Source organism: Anatilimnocola floriformis (genome assembly GCF_024256385.1).
Taxonomy (GTDB): Bacteria; Planctomycetota; Planctomycetia; order Pirellulales; family Pirellulaceae; genus Anatilimnocola; species Anatilimnocola floriformis.
Genome location: NZ_JAMLFW010000001.1, coordinates 3,450,355 through 3,468,636, shown reverse-complemented (window position 1 = coordinate 3,468,636; position 18,282 = coordinate 3,450,355). Strand labels below are relative to the sequence as shown.

The following is an 18,282-nucleotide window of genomic DNA, read 5'->3' as shown; positions in this document are numbered from 1 at the left end:
CGATCAGTCTTGCAACTCCACCAAGGATTCTACCCAGGTAAACGTTCGGCGGCATCGTGATGGACTGCGGAATGCAGTATCGCCTATCGAGACTCGCCGACCTACACGGCCAAGAGTGCCAGAGGTTTCGCGATCTTAGTTCGAACTGCTCGCTTCGGTCACATCGTCATCCGACGTGAAAGGAGAGACCTGCAAATAACAATTGCTACTTGCAATTTTTGAGCGTGTAACTCAAGGCTGTCCCGTTCGACCTAAAAGCGTAGCGATTGCACCGGTGAGTTCGCGAGGGTCAACGGGTTTAGCCATATGCGCTTGAAATCCCGCAAGCAACGCTTTCCGTCGGTCTTCAGAGCTTGCAAAGCCGGTCAGAGCAATTGCCGGCAGCGTCTGAACTGCATATCCACCTGAGCGGATCGAGCGGATTAATTCAAATCCATCCACACTTGGCATTCCCAGGTCGCTGATCAACAGATGCGGCTGAAACTCGTTCACCGCAGCGACGACTTGGGTCGCACCATTCAGGTCGCGCGTTTCGGCACCACAGTTTTTGAGTAACCGCACGAGCATGTTCCGACTGTCGTTGTCGTCGTCGACTATGAGCACTCGCACTCCATCGAGCTTGACGGTGTCCGCAGCAGAATCGTCCGTCCGCCCCGCCGTCGCGGCAGCAAAATTTTCGACAGCGGATGACTTGGTGACCGCCAACGGGAGCACAACGCTGAACTTGGCACCCATCCCGAGGCCATCACTGTGCGCGCTGATTTGCCCGCCATGCAGTTCAACCAATTGCTTGGCGATGGCTAGACCTAGACCCAAGCCGCCGTGCGAACGCGTGATGGTCGAATCGCCCTGCCGAAAACGATCGAAGATACTCGGCAGCAATTCTGGGGCTATCCCTGGTCCGTTATCGGCGACGACGATCTCGACATGCGAATTGATGCGCCTCAACGTGACTTCGACCTTGCCACCTTTCTGCGTGAACTTAACGGCATTGTTGACCAGATTCCAAACCACCTGTTGCAGCCGGGCGGGATCGCCGTTGATGGTTCCAGTCGACGTATCGAGCATTTTTTGAATGCGCATTCCGCGGGCTTGTGCGGCGGGCAGTACAGCGATGAGCGCCGATTCGATGATCGTCGCGGGATCGACAGGCTGAACATCTAGGCGCAGTTTTCCGGAAGTAATACGGGCCACATCAAGCAAGTCCGAGATCAACTGCGTTTGCAGCTGCGCATTGCGCTCGATCACGCGAATGCCTTCGGCCAGATCTTGAGGGTCGAGACTGCCGGTCTTCAGCAGTTGCGTCCAGCCGATAATTGCTTGTAGCGGCGTGCGAAGTTCATGCGAGAGTGTCGCTAAGAATTCGTCTTTGAAGCGATTCGCGCTTTCGGCTTCTTCGCGAGCGGCGCGTTCGCTGATGAGCAGCGCTTCGCGTTCTTGTTCGGCCCGCCACGCGCGCAGAAACGCCGAAACGGTGGCGATCAACACTGGCGGCTCTACGGGATGCGTCAGATAGCCGTTGGCGCCCACGTCAAGGCCGTGAGCTTTGTCGACGTCTTTGACGAACGTCGCCGAAAGATGAACCACAGGCAACCGGCTCATACGCTCACTAGCGCGAATCTGGCGACAAACTTCAAAGCCGTCGATGTCCGGCAGATTGATATCGAGAACGACCAGGTCCACACCTTGCGCGACGATAGCTAGAGCTTCCGTCCCGGTGCCTGCTTCTTGCAAGTGAAAGCCCGCGCTTTTCAGCACGCGCGTGGTGGAATACCGTGTCGCGGGATTGTCGTCGACGACGAGAATGCGCGAATTGGCAAGCGACATGACTAAGTCTCGTTACGAGTCGGCAGGGCTGCGGAGTTTGTCCCCTCAGGAGCTTCCTCGGCAAATTGAATGGGAATTACCACGGAAAATATAGAGCCGACATTTGGTTCGCTCGTCATGCTAACCGAGCCGCCCAGCAGTGTCGCCAGTTTCTTGCTGAGCGAAAGGCCGAGGCCGCTGCCACGCCACTTCTTTTGCAAAGGCGAATCGACTTGCGTGAAGTCCTCGAAGATCATGTGCTGAAATTCGGGTGCAATGCCAATGCCGGTGTCGCTGACGCTGAACTGCACTTGCTCGTCGTCGATACGTCCGACGGAAACTCGGATTTCGCCGGTCGGCGTGAACTTGATCGAGTTCGAAATGTAGTTGCGCAGAATGATCGAGAGTTTTTTGTTGTCCGTGTAAATTCGCGGCAGATCAATCGGCTCTTCGAGTATCAACTTCACTTCGGAGTTGGCGAGGAGTGGACGGAACATGCCGCGTAGAGCGGCAAAGAGATCTACCATTTCGAACCACTCGGCGGAAATCGCCACGCGGCCAGCTTCAATGCGAGCGAGATCGAGCAAGTCGTTGACCATGTCCGTCAACTCGATCGCCGAGTTGTCGATGAAGCGGATCTGCTTTTCTTGCTCTGGGGTCAATTCGCCATCAAGGCGATCGAGCAATAACCTCGCTATGCTGCGAATCGAACCGAGAGGTGTGCGGAACTCGTGACTCATGTACGACAAAAATCTGCTCTTCAGCGCGGTGGCTTCCCGCAACGCATTGGCCTGGTTGTCAAGTTCCGCGTAGAGTGCGACCACGCCTTGGTTGGTCTCTGCCAACTCTTCGCGCAGTGCTTCAATCTGCCGCGCGTAATTTTGTACATCGCCATGCAGTTGTTGGTTCTCTTCGCGCGCTTCGGCGATCTCTTTTTCCAGTGACATATTCCAAATCAGATTGCGAAAGGTGAAGTCGAGCGAACGACGCATACGGTTAAATCGTCGCGGCCGCGGGTGAAATCGCGCGCCAGCACGGCAGCAATCACGGCGGGATGGCAATTGATCAAACCTGGATAATTTTCCAACAGCCAGCGGGTCTGCAAGCCGTCGGAATGCAGGATCAACAAAGGCTGCTCGGGATAATCGTACTCAATCTGCTGCACCTTTCGCATCTCCGCACCAACCGTGCCATTGTGCGACATCAGGCCTTTGCGCCATTCGCCGGTACGCGAGCGCAAGTGCCCGGCAATGTTGCCGACGCCCGCGTAGGTCAGTTTGTTGTCGCACGCGTTGATCTGAGTGATGGCGATCGTCGCGCCGCGCATTCCACGCAGGCGGCGATCGGCGATCGGCAGCAACTCGGTCGGGGCAGCGAAGGGATTCACGCTGAAGACCTCCGCGGCGACGGCAGCAGACTCCGCCGCCTGCGGACCATGTCCCAAGCCGTCGACCATCAGAATGCTGAGTTCATGGCCGCGCTCAACAATTCTCCACGTGTCGCCGCATTCGATTTCGTGGGGTGCGGGCCTTTCGATCGTGCCCCATTCGAACATTGATCTTTTGTGCGCTGGAATGGCCCGCATGCGGCTGAAAACCACCGTGCCGCCTGGCTGAGTCGCGCTGGCGAGCGAACCAAAAATATCGAACTCGGTCGACAAACGTTTGACTGCGCCGAGGCCGTTGCCCGCAGTGCCGCCCGTGGAGTAGCCATCTTCCAAACTGCGGCCCGTGTTCACGATGCCCGGCCCATGATCGACCGCAATCACTTCCAACCCCGGCCCCGCGGCATCGTTCAAAGGACGAAGCAGAATCTCACCTTTCTTGGCGTAACGCACCAGATTTGTAGCGAGTTCCGACACCACGACCGAGATCTTGCCGATCAGCGATTCATTGAGGCCCGCGGCTTCCGCCAAGCGCGCGGCTTGGCGACGAGCTTCGCCGACTTGCGTGATTTCGATCACCGGGAATACAGCGTGGCAGTACATAATGTATTCGAACCTTCTGCCATTATTTCCAGCGCGCAATCATCACGCGCGTTCCCTTGCCCGGCGCGCTTTGAATGTCGAATTCATTCACCAGCCGTTTGGAACCAGACAAGCCCATGCCCATACCCCGGCCCGATGTCCAGCCATCCGTCAACGCGAGTTCCAGATTCGCAATGCCCGGTCCTTGATCGACAAACGTCAGGCGAACGCAATTACGAACCCCCTCGGTAAATGTTTCCCATTGCATCGTCCCGCCGCCGCCATAAATGACGGTGTTGCGAGCGAGCTCGCTGGCTGCGGTGACAAACTTCGTCTGATCGACCAGGCTAAAGGCCGCTTGTTGCGACAGTTTTCGTACGGTTTGGCGAACCAAGACGATGTCTTGGTCAGTCTGGACGGGCAACGTCTCAGTCTTGATCACTGGCATCGCCACTCTCCTCGCTGTCGGTCACGACATCATCGGTGGAGAGCTTGCTGCGTAAATAGGCCATCCCTTTGTCCACATTCAACGCGGTCTTCACGCCTCGCAGCGACAGTCCCAATTCGACCAGCGTGATCGCCACGGCAGGTTGCATACCGACCACAACCGTTTGCGCATCAAGAATCCTCGACATGTTCGAGATGTTGGCAATCATGCGGCCGATGAACGAGTCGACCATCTCGAGCGCCGAGATGTCGATGAGCACACCCTTTGCGTCCGTTTTCTCAATCCGCGAGGTCAAATCGTCTTGCAAAGCCATCGCAATTTGATCGTGTAGATCAACTTGGATGGTCACGAGCAGCACGTTGCCCAGCTTCAAAATTGGAATGCGTTCCATCTTAGCTCCGCTTCTCGGCGACCAGCTTGGTAACAACGAAGCCAGATTGCCGGAGCGCGACGCGCAGTGCATCGGCCAGCGAAGCCTTCGTCGTCACGCCTGCCAGATCCACGCCCAAATGCACAATCGTCTGAGCGATTTGTGGTCGTACGCCGCTGATGATGCAATCGGCACCCATCAGGCGAATGGCCGTCACGGTCTTCAGCAGGTGTTGGGCGACCAATGTGTCGACCGTCGGCACGCCCGTGATATCGATGATGGCGATCTCCGATCCCGTGTCGACGATCCGCTGCAGCAGTGATTCCATCACAATCTGCGTGCGGGCGCTGTCGAGGGTGCCAATCATCGGCAGGGCCAGCACGCCGTCCCACAGTTTCACGACGGGTGTGGAGAGTTCCAACATTTCCTCTTGTTGGCGGTTGATCACTTCCTCGCGGCTCTTTTGGAACGACCGCACGCACATTAGGCCCAATTGGTCGAGCAAAAGTGTGGCATTCCAGACTTCTTCGCCCAGCACATCGGCGTCGCGGCCGAGTTCCGCTCGCAAGCGGCTGAAAAACGGCTTTTTGAATGAGTAGACAAAAGTTGCCGTTTCGTCGGCAGCAAATCCCTGCAGCACGCGCGATCGCGAAATGCTGTCGATAAACTGCCCCAAGGCAGCCCATTCGGGTTTGTTGGTGTCGGTCAGGTTGCCGTTTTGAGCCGCCTGCTGCAGTAGGCTGATAAACTCCTTAGCTTGCGAACTGACCTCCGTTTCACTGATGCGGGCTTCCTTTGCAGAGCCGCCGGACTTCATTTCTTTGATCCACTCTTTCAGCAGATCATCTTCGTACTTTTGCAGGATAGTAGCGAGTTTGGATTGACTTTTGGCCATGGATTTCTTGCCTGGAAGGTGGTCAGGACATTCGAAAATGCCACTGGTAGCTTGCGCAGAAGGGAGCGGGGGATGACAGCGAGGAAGCTGCTGAGAGCCAGATCGCCAGCAGGGCGACAGACGTCTGTAGGACCTGTATTGTAGAGTAAGGTCAAGCCCCAACGCCAGTTGGCGATAGCAAGCAGTTTGTGCCAAGATACCTCGCGATGTAATCGCCAAACGTGGCTAGATGCGCTTGTCGGAAACAGGCCAGTTGGATCAGTTCATTCCAAGCTAACATCAAGCCGCCAAGTTTGCGCAACTTGTCTCAGGGCCAGTTGAGCTGGTGCATCACGCAAGGCCCACGCGTTGATGCTCTTGAGCGACGCCGTCGATTATGTGCTCCTATGGTTTACAACGGCGGGATGAGCCGCTGTATTTGCTAGATAGCCACTACGACTACCCGTGTGTGAGTGTCAACTCTTCGCGTTTCCAGTTTCGATACTTGCTGATCGCATCAATGAAAGCGTTTGCAACTTGCTTCGGTGAACCGGCTTCAACGATGACAGCTGGGTCACCAGCTTCAATCGAAAGGCGCACACGCGTTGACTTCAAGAACTCATGGGCGGCATCGTCGGCCGCGATGGCCTTGCAGTGCTTGTGGGCCTCTTCGATGAACTCCTGCACACGCGGATTGCTCTCGATGGTTCTCACGCATTTTTCGCCGCCAGCAACATAAACCGCATCGAACAATACAGAGCAAACTGTTGGCAGACTGAAGTCGACTGCCATTTCCGTACCTTTGTCGCCGGCGACTGTTCCTCCGTGCGGCGCGATGATCTTTGCCAAGCCACCGGCCGCGGATACAGCTTGAGAAATCGCCTTGACGCCCGCTTCATCGAAACCGTCCGCCAGCAAAATCGCGATCTTGGCGGTTTGCATTCCAGGCTTTACCATTCGATGAATACTCAACGCTGGCGAGTCGATCGGTTTTCCAGTGAACTTCTTCGGTTGTACTGATTTCGGATCCGCGTTGGCGCCATAGTTCTGATTCAGATGGTCGTCGAGTCTCTTGGGCACTTTGATTCCCAGCCCTTCAGCGACCGCGGCGGCCAAGCCATCATCAATTTGAGACAGCAGATAGAGAACTCGCTCACGAACGGATTGGTGTGCGCACTTACCGAGCTCGAAGCGCAGCGCGTTGATCATGTGCCGTTGTTCCACGGTTGTCTGGCTATGGAAGAACATTGCCGCCTGAGAGAAATGGTCGTTGAAGCTCGGACTGCGAGCCCGGATCTTTGCCGCTCCAATGCGTTCCTGGTACGACGCGAACCCTCCTTCAGCGATCTTCGCCTGGCGAGGGTTACCAGCAGCAAGTGTATTCGGATCGTACGAGGTCACGCCTCGATTGATCATCTGACGCATGAACCCGTCACGCTGGTTATTGTGCAATGGGCTGATGGGCCTGTTGATCGGAATCTCGTGGAAGTTGGGGCCGCCTAAGCGAATGAGCTGCGTATCGGTATAGGAAAACAGTCGCCCTTGCAGCAGTGGATCGTTCGTGAAATCGATACCAGACACCACGTGCCCCGTGTGAAACGCTACCTGTTCCACCTCGGCAAAAAAATTATATGGATTGCGATCCAAAACGAGTTTTCCAATCGGTGTCACCGGCACCAACTCTTCCGGAACGATTTTCGTAGGGTCGAGCAGATCGAAATCAAACTTATGCTCGTCAGCCTCGGGAATGAGCTGTACGCCGACTTCCCACTCGGGAAAGTTGCCGGAGTCGATTGCTTCCCACAGATCACGACGATGGAAATCGGGATCGCATCCGGAGATTCGCTGTGCCTCGTCCCACAAGACAGATTTCATGCCGAGCGCCGGCTTCAAATGCCATTTCAGGAACGTCGATTCACCTTTGGCGTTCACGAAACGAAATGTGTGAACGCCAAAGCCTTCAATCATGCGCAGACTGCGAGGGATAGCGCGGTCGGACATGAGCCACATGATCATGTGGGCCGACTCGGGCGTCAGCGAGATGAAGTCCCAGAACGTATCGTGGGCGCTGGCGGCTTGTGGAATTTCATTGTGCGGCTCGGGCTTAACGGCGTGAATCAAATCCGGGAACTTGATCGCGTCCTGGATGAAGAACACAGGCATGTTATTGCCGACGAGATCGAAGTTCCCTTCCTGCGTATAAAACTTGATTGCAAAACCACGCACATCGCGCGCAAGATCAGTCGAACCGCGTGAGCCCGCGACGGTGGAGAACCGCACAAAGACTGGCGTGCGGCTGCCAGCCTCTTGCAGGAATGCAGCGCGGGTGAACTTCGCCAGCGAGCGGTCAAGCTCGAAGTAGCCGTGTGCGCCACTGCCTCGCGCGTGTACCACGCGCTCGGGAATTCTCTCATGATCGAAGTGCGTAATCTTTTCCCGCAGCAGAAAGTCTTCCAGCAGCGATGGTCCGCGATCACCTGCCTTGAGGGAATTGTGATCGTCATTGACCGGCACGCCTTGGTTGCTCGTCAACAATTGCCCTGTACCGTCCTCAGTTTCCATTTGGAGATCGGCAACTTTTGGCGAATCATCGCGATTGTTGTTTTTCGTAGCACGAGCTGAGGTACGTTTGGCCATGTTGGGACTCCAGGAAGTGGGAGAGCGCAGCGGACAGAGTAGAGCGGGTATGCAACAGAGGTAGACGGCAGCACGCCCTGTGCCGAGTGACTAGCAATATTCATTTCAGCGAGTCGCGAATTTGCAGGCGGCACCCTACGGAGCAAGGACAACCTTGATGCAGCCGTCTTTCTTATCGCGAAACGTGTAATACGCGTCGGCGGCATCTTTCAGTTGCACGCGATGCGTAATCACAAATGAAGGATCGATCTCCGCGTCCTCGATTTTTTGGAGGAGCGGCTTCATGTATTTCTGCATGTGCGTCTGGCCTGTCTTCATCGTCAGGCCTTTGTTCATGAAAGCTCCGAGTGGAAGTTTGTCTGCCAATCCGCCGTATGCGCCGGGGACAGACACGGTCCCACCCTTGCGGCAACATTTGATGGCTTCACTGAGGGCGTGCAATTGGTCGGACGGCATCACGGTGCTCGAAACCTTGTCGACGACCACTCCCCAGGTGCTCGCCGCGTGAGCTTCGCAGCCGACGGCATCGATTACTCGATCCGGTCCACGGCCTCCCGTCATTTCTTGAAGCCGCGTATAGACATCATCCTGGCTGAAGTCGATTGTTTCCGCCTTGCCATGCTGCTCGGCCATGCGCAATCGTTCGGGAACTCGGTCAATTGCGATGACGCGTCCTGCTTTGAACATCCAGGAACTTTGAATCGCAAATTGCCCGACTGGACCGCATCCCCAGATCGCGACGGTATCACCAGGCTCGATGTCGCAGTTTTCCGCGGCCATGTATCCCGTTGGGAAGATATCGGAGAGGAACAAAACCTTTTCGTCCGGCAAGTTGGATTCGATCTTGATCGGGCCGATATCGGCAAACGGAACACGCAGGTATTCTGCCTGGCCTCCGGCGAATCCGCCGAGCATGTGCGAGTAGCCGAACAATCCCGCCGGTGAATGCCCCATGAGTTTGGCAGCGATTTCGGCGTTGGGATTTGACCGATCGCAGCAGGAAAACAGCTGCTTTTCACAAAAGAAGCAACTGCCGCAGGAAATGGTAAAGGGAACGACAACTCGATCGCCCCGCCTTAGCTTCGTCACACCGGAGCCGACTTCTTCGACGATGCCCATCGGTTCATGGCCCAAAATGTCGCCCGACTTCATCGTTGGGATGAAGCCATCGAGTAGATGCAGGTCGGAGCCACAAATCCCGGAGGCGGTAATGCGAATGATTGCATCCCGTGAGTCCTGGATCTTTGGTTCGGGGACGTTATCAACTTGAACTTTACCAGTTCCGTGCCAGCACAATGCCTTCATCGTTTTACTTCCCAAGACGTGAGCGATTTCCTAATCCGCGGCGTGCGAACGTTCGGGGTAGGCAATCGTCATGCCGCCAATACCGACTTAGAGAGTCAGGCTTTTCTGCACGCAGCAACTGGGCCTGAGTGCGCGCATTGGATCGCAAATCGTTCGCATTGGCAGGAATCGCAGCAAAGGTCAGCATCGAACCTAAGCTGCACTTGTCTCCCAGCCCAGCACGGTCAGGACTTCGCCGCTGATGTAACTCGAATCAGCTTCCGAGGCGAAAAACACGAATGCGGGGGCGACTTCTTCTGGTTGACCGGGGCGCTTTAGCGGAGTGTCGGCACCGTGTTCAGCAACTTGCTCGGCCGGCTTGGAGGCAGGCTGCAGTGGTGTCCATATAGGTCCTGGCGCGACACAGTTTACGCGAATTCGCTTCTCGGCCAGATTCTGCGCAAGTGATTTTGTGAAAGCATGAATGGCACCCTTCGTCGACGCGTAGTCGACGAGTGTTTTGCTCCCTTCAAAGCCGGTAATGGAGCCGGTATTGATGATCGCAGCGCCCGGTCGCAGATGTGGCAAGGCCGACTGAGCCATGTAGAAGTAGCCCGAAATGTTCGTGCGAAACGTAAGATCCCACTGCTCATCCGAAATGTCAGCGAAGTCCTGGTTGGTTTGCTGGTATGCCGCGTTGTTTACGAGGATATCGAGGCGGCCGAATTTCCGCACCGTTTGCTCGACGGCACTTTGGCAAAACGCTCTGATCGTCACATCGCCTGGGAGCAGCAGAGATTTAGCTCCCTCTTTCTCGATCGCCTGAGCAGTCACCTCGGCATCTGATTGCTCCGCCGGAAGATAGACAATCGCGACAGCTGCCCCTTCACGCGCGAAGAGCACTGCAACGGACCGGCCGATTCCTGAGTCGCCGCCCGTAATGAGCGCTACTTTGTCGTTCAGCTTGCCGGCCCCTTTGTAGAGTGGGGCTAGATAACGCGGCTCGGGCGTCATTTCCGAATCAAGGCCGGGCTTGCTTTGCATTTGCGCGGGAAGGGGTGACTTCGGCTGACTTTGCATTGCATTAACTCTTTAAAAATAGATCGAATCGTCGCGCTCCAGCAACCAATTGCATTGGTGTACGGTCGCGACTGGCAGCAAGCTGCATGCCGACGTTGGTAATCAAATGGCATACAACGGTCCGCAGCGTGCTGTGAATCGCTAGTCCGAGTTACTTCCAACAGCTGTACCTTTTGAGTAACGCAACTCCAAGGATTGGTGGCTGTGGGCAATACGGTTATTGTGGTTGAGCACGAGATGCAAGTCGTCGCCAACAGCGACTGGGTAATCGACATGTGACCCGTTGCGGGCGATGAAGGAGGGCAAGTTGTCGTTGCCGGCCGATCAGCTGAGATTGCAGTTGCGAAAGAGAGTCGGGCGGCGAAATACCTGGCGAACTATCTCAACCGGCATTGACCGATCATTTACAGCTACTTATCAGAGGTAGCTGCGGATTTTATTTGATCTCACTTGGCGCGGCGCCATCAATTAGCCCATCAAGCACCTGCGATTTCGCGTCCCGCAGACCGAATTTGGTCGAACCGCAAACTGGCGGAGCGCCGTGTAGGTACTTGGTCGTGAAACGCGTCCACTCCCAAATCTGCGACTCGCCATCAAAAACGACGATCGCGACTGCCTTAGAAGAGACGCGATCAATTAGTTCGTGGCGAGAGGGGGCGACCTTCGCCTGCCAAGTGTAGCGGTCATTCATGGTGGGCCTGCGAGAAACGACTTCTGGCAGGAATGACGTGGTGTCAGCCATCCTACGAGGTCGCTGCGATTTAAGAAGCCATCGCACACAAGATGCGGCAAACCGTGCGCGTAAATGCCAATCTCGGCACCGAAAGTCGAGCCGGTTGTCAGCAACTGACGTAGTGCTTCTCGCGACATGCGATTTCCGCATCGAAAAGCTACGACCACCGCACGAGCACTTCGAAAGGCTTCCAGATAGACCGGCTCAAGGATCGTTTTACTCCACGACTTCGCCGCCTGCCCGCGTGGCCAGCGCCTGCCAGGTCGAAAGTTCAATCGAATCCATGACGAAATGAGTGCTGCCGTCACAGTGCAGCACAATAACTCCATTCGCGTGTTGGCTACGGGCCGACATTAGAGCCTTTTGTTGAGTCGCGTTAAGGCAATCCCAGGCCGCGGCATTCGGAGGGTACGAATGGTTGTAAAGCGTGTTGCCGTAGTTGCCCAAAATCCATTTGCCGCCTCGCTCGCTATTCCAGGTTCTACTACTCGTCGAATCACACAAACTGCTAGTGGGTGAGGCGGCGCCGGGGAACTCGCGCATGGAGCGTTGTATGTCCAGTGTTGTCGAGCCGACTTGGCCTAAGCCAAGCGTTCGTTCGCTAAATGCAATCGTCTGAGACAATCCGTCGGTGATGTCGCGATCTGCCTGAGGCACGCCAAGCAGGAACACTCCATCGGCCGTCGCGAGATTACCACCGTCGATCAAGCCACTGCCGGAACTCGCAACGTAATTCGTGCAGCCGAACGGTGAACCCATGATCCGACCATTGGAGCCATCGGCAGGACACAAGAAGCTCCGCACTATTGTCTCGCGACATTTGCTAAAGAGATTTGCCAAGGGCGGTTAGGCTTTTCGTCCATTAACCCGTTCTACCGCGCACGAAAAAGCCCCGCTAGGTTTCGCGGGGCCAAACTGCCAACCGAACTAGGCTGCAATCGCGGTTAGCAGTTCCTCAACCGTCCAGGCCTTGCTGATGGCAATCGGCTTTGGCTTAAGACAGCTCCAGCCGTTGCAAATCGATGCCTTCTGGTTCAGGGGATTTCCTGACTTCGTTTACATCGTGTCTGGTAGCGTCCGTTTTGTTTTGCTTCCTGCTGCAGTTGGCATGGTGTTCGGTCGCCCGCTTCTGGGTTTGAATGTCGGGTTCGCGATCTACTTCTGGTATTGGGCGATTGGAACCTGCATTATCGCCACCTACGGCGGGACCTAATTAGCGGCGGTTGTTCCAGCCTTATTTTGCGGGTCCACTTAATCCAGCACTACCCCATTTTCCACTGGGGCCAAGTGACTCTTGGCCCGGGATGTTGCCATCAATGGATGGCTGCGACGCAATTCTTCGTTAGGTAATGTGGAGATCAATCGTCAGCTCGCCGGAGTCCGAAAGGACTCCATCCGAAACGTTGTAAGCCAATGTTTCCAGCAGATTTTGGCCAGCCATGAATTGATCGACCAGGTCGGGATCGATCGTGTAGCTGAACGAGCCGTTGGAGTTAATGGTCAGATCGCCATAGGTCATCTGAATTGGCTGGCCCACGGTTCCCGATCCCAGGCTGCTAACGCTCAGCGTCGTGCCGGTATCAGCGTCGGTGTCGTTGGTCAGCACATTGCCCGAGAGCATGAGGGCGATGTTAGATGCCGCGGGAAAATCGAGATCGCCGTTGTCATCGACCGCCACCGGCGCATCGTTGACGGCAGTAAGATTCACGGCAAAGGTATCGCTAGCAGTGCCGCCACTGCCATCGTTGACTGTGATGGTGATGTTCGCAGTGCTGGAAGCATTGGCCACCGGCGTGATCGTCACCGTTCGAGTTGGACCCGTACCGGTGATGGCGATGCCGCTGTTGGCCACCGTGGCTTGGTTGTCGCTGGTTGCGGTGAAGGTGAGCGAATTGGCGGCCGTTTCTCCGTCACCAGCGGTGATATTGAACGGCGTTATCGGCGTGTCTTCAGTGCCGTTGATGTCAGGGCTCGCAGAGAGTGTGGGGATGTCGTTGACGGTTACCACAAACTCTTCGAACGAGGACTGCCCGAAATTATCGGTCACGGTCACTCGAATGGTCGAGGTACCCGTCTGGTTTGCCACCGGCGTGACAGTCGCGACTCGATTGTTGCCCGTGCCGCTGAAGATGATGTTGCCAACCGGGATCAAGCTGGGATTGCTCGACGTGGCGACCAGCGTCAGATTGGCAGCGGCACCGGGCGGCGACGAGGTATTGGTAAGAGCCTGCGTGCGGTAAGCCTCCAATTGTTGCAAAGATGAAACCGAATCATCAATGCGGATGTCGTCGAGCAACCCCTTGAAGCTATTCAGCGTTAGGCCGCTCGTTTGTGTCGTGCCCAGCGTTAGCGGAATGCTCTCATCGTTGACCGTTCCAGCGGCGAGCGATTTGGTATCGACCAATTGCACGTTGCTCGCGGTCGTTCCTTTGTAAAACTTGACGTTGTTCGTCGATTGAGTTCCGTCGTAGGTAACCGCGAAGAAGACATACTGACCAATCTCGGTGAAGACGGGCGACGACTCCACCGTGAAGTCGCGATTCACCGTGAGTTGAAGCGTACTCGAGTTCGCAGCATCGCCGCCGCGTAGCCGGAATCCGGCCGGCTGGTCGTTCGTCGAGATCGTACCATTCTCGATCAGAGCAGCTTGCCGGCCAATGCTCTCGGTCGATCCGGCTGGAACTTTGTAAAACCCAGACAGCGTAAAGGAATCCAAGCCATCGATTGCGTTGAAATCAGCGGACTGTTGAGCGCGGCTAGCGCCGAACAGACCGTCGCTGGCCGAATTGTCGAACGCAAAATCGGCGGCCAGTCCCGACACGCCCGAACCGGCCGCTCCCCGCAAGTTGGCAGCCGCTCCACCATTAGCGATGAAGTTCAAGCTGGACTGATCGTTGGAACCGGTCCCGGTTGATGCGGCAGTCGTGCCCGTTCCGTTGAAGTCAAATTGCAGCAAGGAAGCACCGCCTGTCTCTGCATCGTTGATGGTGAAGTTGAACGCGCCTGCGGTGTTCTCGTTGATCGTCCGATCAGCGATCGCACTGATGGTCGGCTGCGCGTCGATGTTGACGGCAAAGACTTCGTTCGCAAACAGGCCATTGGCGTCGGCTACACGGATCGTGATGTTAGCCGTCCCACTCGCACCCGCTACGGGAGTGATCGTTAGAACGCGACTAGCACCGCTTCCGGTCACTTGCAAACCGCCATTGGTAACCAAGCCTTGATTGTCGGAAGTCGCAGTCACGGTCAGAGCAGTTACGGCCGTCTCGGCGTCACCGATCGTGAAGTTGACCGGAGCGATCGCCGCGCCCGCCGCAACTGTGGTGTCGTTGACGGCAGTGATGGTGGGGGTGTCGTTTTGCGCGATCACCGTCACCACAAAGGTCCTGGTTGCCGTTGCGGTGCCATCGGACACATTCAGCGTGATTGTCGACTGTCCCGATGCATTGGCGACGGGTGTTACGATCACTGTACGCGTCGCGCCCGTACCCGTGATACCCACGCCCAAGTTGGCAACGACACTGGTGTTGCTGGAGGTCGCAGTGACGGTCAATCCATTAGGCGTTTCGATGTCGCCGATCGTGATGGTGAACGGCGTTGCCGCGGTATCTTCGTTGGTCGAGATGTCGGCTACGGCTGCGATGGTGGGCACATCATTCTGGGCATTCACAGTCAGCACGAACGTCGAAGTCGTCGTCCCGCTGTTGGCGTCAGTGGCGGTAACGGTAATCGTCGCCGTACCAGACTGATTGGCGGCTGGTGTAATGATCAGAGTGCGATTGGAACCGCTGCCACCGACAACGATGTTGGCATTGGGTATCAACGTCGTATTACTCGAAGTGGCTGCCACCGTCAAAGAGCCTGCTGCAGTCTCGACATCGTTGACGTTGACTGAGATGGTGCTCGTCGCCGTATCTTCGTTGGTCGATTGATTGGCGATCGTGCCGATGGTCGGCAGGTCGTTCTGCGGAGTAACCGTCAACACAAACGTGGAAGTCGTCGACACGTTGTTCGCATCGGTGGCCGTCACGGTAATCGTAGAAGTGCCCGACAGGTTCGCAGCGGGAGTGATGGTGAGCGTGCGGTTGCTGCCACTACCACCTACAACGATGCTCCCGTTCGGCACGAGCGTCGTATCGCTGGACGTGGCAGTTACGAGCAGCGAACCTGCGGGAGTCTCCGCATCGTTCACCGTCACAGCAATCGCGCCAGTTGCCGTGTCTTCGTTCGTCGAAAGATTGGCAATCGTGCCGATCGTCGGAGCCGCATTCTGGGAATTCACCATCACGACGAACGTTCTGGTGGTCGACACATTGTTGGCATCGGTCACGGTGACCGTGATCGCGGTTGCACCCGACTGGTTGGCCGCTGGAGTGATGGTGAGCGTCCGGTTGCTGCCCGAACCGCCTAGCACGATGCCGGAGTTCGGCACGAGTTCCGTATTGCTCGATGTCGCGGTCACGGTCAGCGAACCAGCCGCAGTTTCGGCATCGTTCACCGTCACTGGGATCGCGCTAGTAGCTGTGTTCTGATTCGTCGTCACATTCGAAATCGTACCGATCGTCGGCGCGGTGTTTGGCGCATTGACGGTCAGTACAAAGGTTGTAGTCGTGGTACTGTTGCTGGCATCGGTAGCCGTGACCGTGATGGTAGACGTCCCTGTTTGATTGGCCGCCGGAGTGATCGTCAGCGTGCGGTTGCTGCCAGAACCGCCCAGGACGATGCTCGAATTCGGTACCAGCGTGGTATTGCTGGATGTCGCTGCGACAGTCAACGAACCAGCGGTTGTTTCAGCGTCATTCACTGTCACCGCAATCGCGCTGGTCGCCGTGTTTTGATTGGTCGATACATTGCCGATAGCACCGATCGTGGGTGCGGTGTTCAGGCTATTCACAGTTACGACGAAGGTTTGCGTCGTCGACACATTGTTTGCATCGGTCGCAGTGACTGTGATCGCCGTAGCGCCAGTTTGATTCGCGGCCGGAGTGATCGTGAGCGTGCGATTGCTGCCCGATCCTCCAAGGATGATGTTTGCGTTTGGCACCAGCGTGGTGTTGCTGGAGGTCGCGGTGACATTCAGCGAACCGGCCGCTGTTTCTGCATCGTTCACAGTTACAGCAATTGCAGCGGTCGTTGTGTTTTGATTGGTTGTCACGTTGTTAATCGTGCCAATCGTGGGCGCCGTGTTCTGGCCACCTTGCCCATTTACCGTCAGAACGAACGTTGTCGTCGTGGTGTTATTGTCGCCATCCTTCGCTGACACCGTAATTGTTGACGTGCCGGTTTGATTCGCTGCCGGAGTGATCGTGAGCGTGCGATTGCTGCCCGATCCGCCGAGTACGATGCCAGAGGTCGGCACGAGTGTCGTGTTGCTCGATGTCGCCGTCACAATCAGCGAACCAGCCGGAGTTTGCGAATCGTTGACCGTCACCGCGATCGCAGTGGTAGCGGTATTGGTGGTCGTCGATTGATTGGCAATTGGCGCAATCGTAGGCGAGCCAGCGGGAGCGTTGCTGATCACCAGGTTCACCGTCCCAGCCGTCGACGTGCCCCCATCGAGATCAGCAATCGTGTACGTGAACGAATCGGAGGTCGCTCCAGCCACAGTGCTCGTATAGATGACGTTGCCATTCGTGCCGACGGTCACAGTGCCGTTGGTCGGCTGCTGCACGATGACGATCGAGCCCAGATTCAATCGCCCTTCCGCATCCGTATCGTTCGCGCCCAGGTTCAGCGTCGTCGCCGTTCCGGCATTCGCGGTAAGTGTGTCGGCGACGGCCACCGGCAGATCGTTGACGTTGGTGATCGCGACGTTCACCGTCGCCGTATTCGAAATATTGCCTTGGCTATCACGAACGGTGTAGGTGAACGAGTCGGTGGCGAATTCGCCACCGCCGTTGGTATAGGTGATCGTGCCATCCGAATTGACCACCGCGGTACCGCGCGTGGGACCCGCAATAATCGCCACGCTGCCCGTATTCAGCGTGCCGCCGCCGGAAGCCACGTCGTTCGTCAGCACGCTGATCGACGTATTCCCCCCTTCGGCAATCGTCACGGTATCGTTGTTGGCAGTCGGGCCGCTTGTCGACGTGCGGGTCTCAAAGCCGTAAATAAGCGGTGAATAAGAGAAGGTGTTGCCGGCGCTATTGAGCGTGTCGGTCCCGAGAACGTCATAAATCGCGGTGGAACGCGATCGCATCTCCGAATTACGAATATCAACGGTGTCGTTGCCCAGGCTGGTGTCCAGGCGGAACGCGCTGTTGAACGCCGAGTTCCGCAGCGAGACATTGTCGTTGCCGTTCCCCGTGTTGATGGCGGCTGAGCCATTCACACGCAGCCCGCCTGACGTAATGGTCGGAGCCGCAGGATCTAGCGAGCTGCTCACCGTGTCGTCGCCGTCGCCAGTAAACAGGATGAGCCCGCCACCGCTGGAATAATTCACAAAGCGAATCGTGTCGTTCCCGCCACCGGTGAGAATCGTGGTTAAACCCGATACCCGCAGATTCGTCGTCGTCGAGCCGTTTAGCTCGAGCACGTTGTCTCCCTCGCCCAGATAGGCCGACAGTCCGGCACTCATATTGTTGATCGTGAGCGGAGTCGTCGATCCGTTGATCGTCGTTCCGTCGCGCGGCGTGATTAGCACGGCGCTCGTGCCGACGCGCGTCAAGGACAGATTGTTCGACTGGCTGTCACCGTAGAGATACAGATAACCGCTGCTGTTACTGGTGGTCACGTTGCCCGCTAGGAGCGCACGTTCTTCCAGTTGCTCGACCTGCAGAAATTGACGACGAGCCATTTGCGAGCGGCGCGTACCGGAAGCGTGACGTTTTGCCTGGGACATGGAGAGCCATCCTTTGAGAGTCGTTTTGCCTAGCCGAGATCCGCAGAGGCGGAGGGAAGGGCGCGTCCTAACGCATGCTGCATACCAATCTGCGCGACATATGCGAAAAAGGTAGGCTTCGTAACAAATCTGCTGAAATGAGCCCGAATACCGAGAGATTTCATAGAGTTTCCCGCCGCAGCAAGTTGCGGCCGCGCAGCGTGCAAATCATCGAACCGCGCGGCGGCGGTTCAGGGTGACAGC

At 56.6% G+C, this 18,282-nt stretch carries 13 protein-coding genes; 1 reads left to right on the top strand and 12 read right to left on the bottom strand.

Annotated features, from left to right (window positions below; translation table 11 throughout):
* Positions 1–231: 231 nt before the first annotated feature.
* The 11 genes from M9Q49_RS13290 to M9Q49_RS13240 form a co-directional block, all read right to left on the bottom strand.
* Entirely contained in the window at positions 232–1,827 is a 1,596-nt protein-coding gene (locus M9Q49_RS13290) for an ATP-binding response regulator (RefSeq protein WP_254509237.1), read from the bottom strand.
* 2 nt (positions 1,828–1,829) lie between these two features.
* Positions 1,830–2,798: a sensor histidine kinase gene (locus M9Q49_RS13285; protein ID WP_254509236.1), complete on the bottom strand. Its 969-nt coding sequence runs from the start codon at positions 2,796–2,798 to the stop codon at positions 1,830–1,832.
* Positions 2,762–3,793: an ATP-binding SpoIIE family protein phosphatase gene (locus tag M9Q49_RS13280; protein ID WP_254509235.1), complete on the bottom strand. Its 1,032-nt coding sequence runs from the start codon at positions 3,791–3,793 to the stop codon at positions 2,762–2,764. The genes M9Q49_RS13285 and M9Q49_RS13280 overlap by 37 nt, the downstream gene beginning before the upstream one ends.
* A gap of 22 nt (positions 3,794–3,815) precedes the next feature.
* Entirely contained in the window at positions 3,816–4,220 is a 405-nt protein-coding gene (locus M9Q49_RS13275) for an anti-sigma regulatory factor (protein WP_254509234.1), read from the bottom strand.
* Positions 4,201–4,611, bottom strand: a complete 411-nt coding sequence (locus M9Q49_RS13270) for an STAS domain-containing protein (protein ID WP_254509233.1) — start codon at positions 4,609–4,611, stop codon at positions 4,201–4,203. The genes M9Q49_RS13275 and M9Q49_RS13270 overlap by 20 nt, the downstream gene beginning before the upstream one ends.
* A 1-nt stretch (position 4,612) precedes the next feature.
* Positions 4,613–5,485 carry an STAS domain-containing protein gene (locus tag M9Q49_RS13265; RefSeq protein ID WP_254509232.1) on the bottom strand — a complete coding sequence of 291 codons (873 nt, stop codon included), beginning with the start codon at positions 5,483–5,485 and terminating at the stop codon, positions 4,613–4,615.
* A 438-nt stretch (positions 5,486–5,923) separates the two neighbouring features.
* Positions 5,924–8,101: a catalase gene (locus M9Q49_RS13260; RefSeq protein WP_254509231.1), complete on the bottom strand. Its 2,178-nt coding sequence runs from the start codon at positions 8,099–8,101 to the stop codon at positions 5,924–5,926.
* A gap of 135 nt (positions 8,102–8,236) precedes the next feature.
* A complete protein-coding gene (locus M9Q49_RS13255; RefSeq protein WP_254509230.1) occupies positions 8,237–9,406 on the bottom strand; it encodes a zinc-dependent alcohol dehydrogenase in 1,170 nt (389 codons plus the stop codon).
* 192 nt (positions 9,407–9,598) lie between these two features.
* Positions 9,599–10,465, bottom strand: a complete 867-nt coding sequence (locus M9Q49_RS13250; RefSeq protein WP_254509229.1) for an SDR family oxidoreductase — start codon at positions 10,463–10,465, stop codon at positions 9,599–9,601.
* A 436-nt stretch (positions 10,466–10,901) separates the two neighbouring features.
* Complete coding sequence (locus M9Q49_RS13245; RefSeq protein ID WP_254509228.1) at positions 10,902–11,207, bottom strand: hypothetical protein; 306 nt, start codon at positions 11,205–11,207, stop codon at positions 10,902–10,904.
* A 207-nt stretch (positions 11,208–11,414) separates the two neighbouring features.
* Positions 11,415–12,002, bottom strand: a complete 588-nt coding sequence (locus M9Q49_RS13240; protein ID WP_315861174.1) for a DUF1559 family PulG-like putative transporter — start codon at positions 12,000–12,002, stop codon at positions 11,415–11,417.
* Positions 12,003–12,174: 172 nt separating this feature from the next.
* Here M9Q49_RS13240 and M9Q49_RS13235 point away from each other — a divergent pair, with 172 nt between their 5' ends.
* Entirely contained in the window at positions 12,175–12,411 is a 237-nt protein-coding gene (locus M9Q49_RS13235) for a hypothetical protein (protein ID WP_254509226.1), read from the top strand.
* A 129-nt stretch (positions 12,412–12,540) separates the two neighbouring features.
* Here M9Q49_RS13235 and M9Q49_RS13230 read toward each other — a convergent pair whose 3' ends face one another.
* A complete protein-coding gene (locus tag M9Q49_RS13230; protein ID WP_254509225.1) occupies positions 12,541–18,039 on the bottom strand; it encodes an Ig-like domain-containing protein in 5,499 nt (1,832 codons plus the stop codon).
* Between the last annotated feature and the right edge of the window lie 243 nt (positions 18,040–18,282).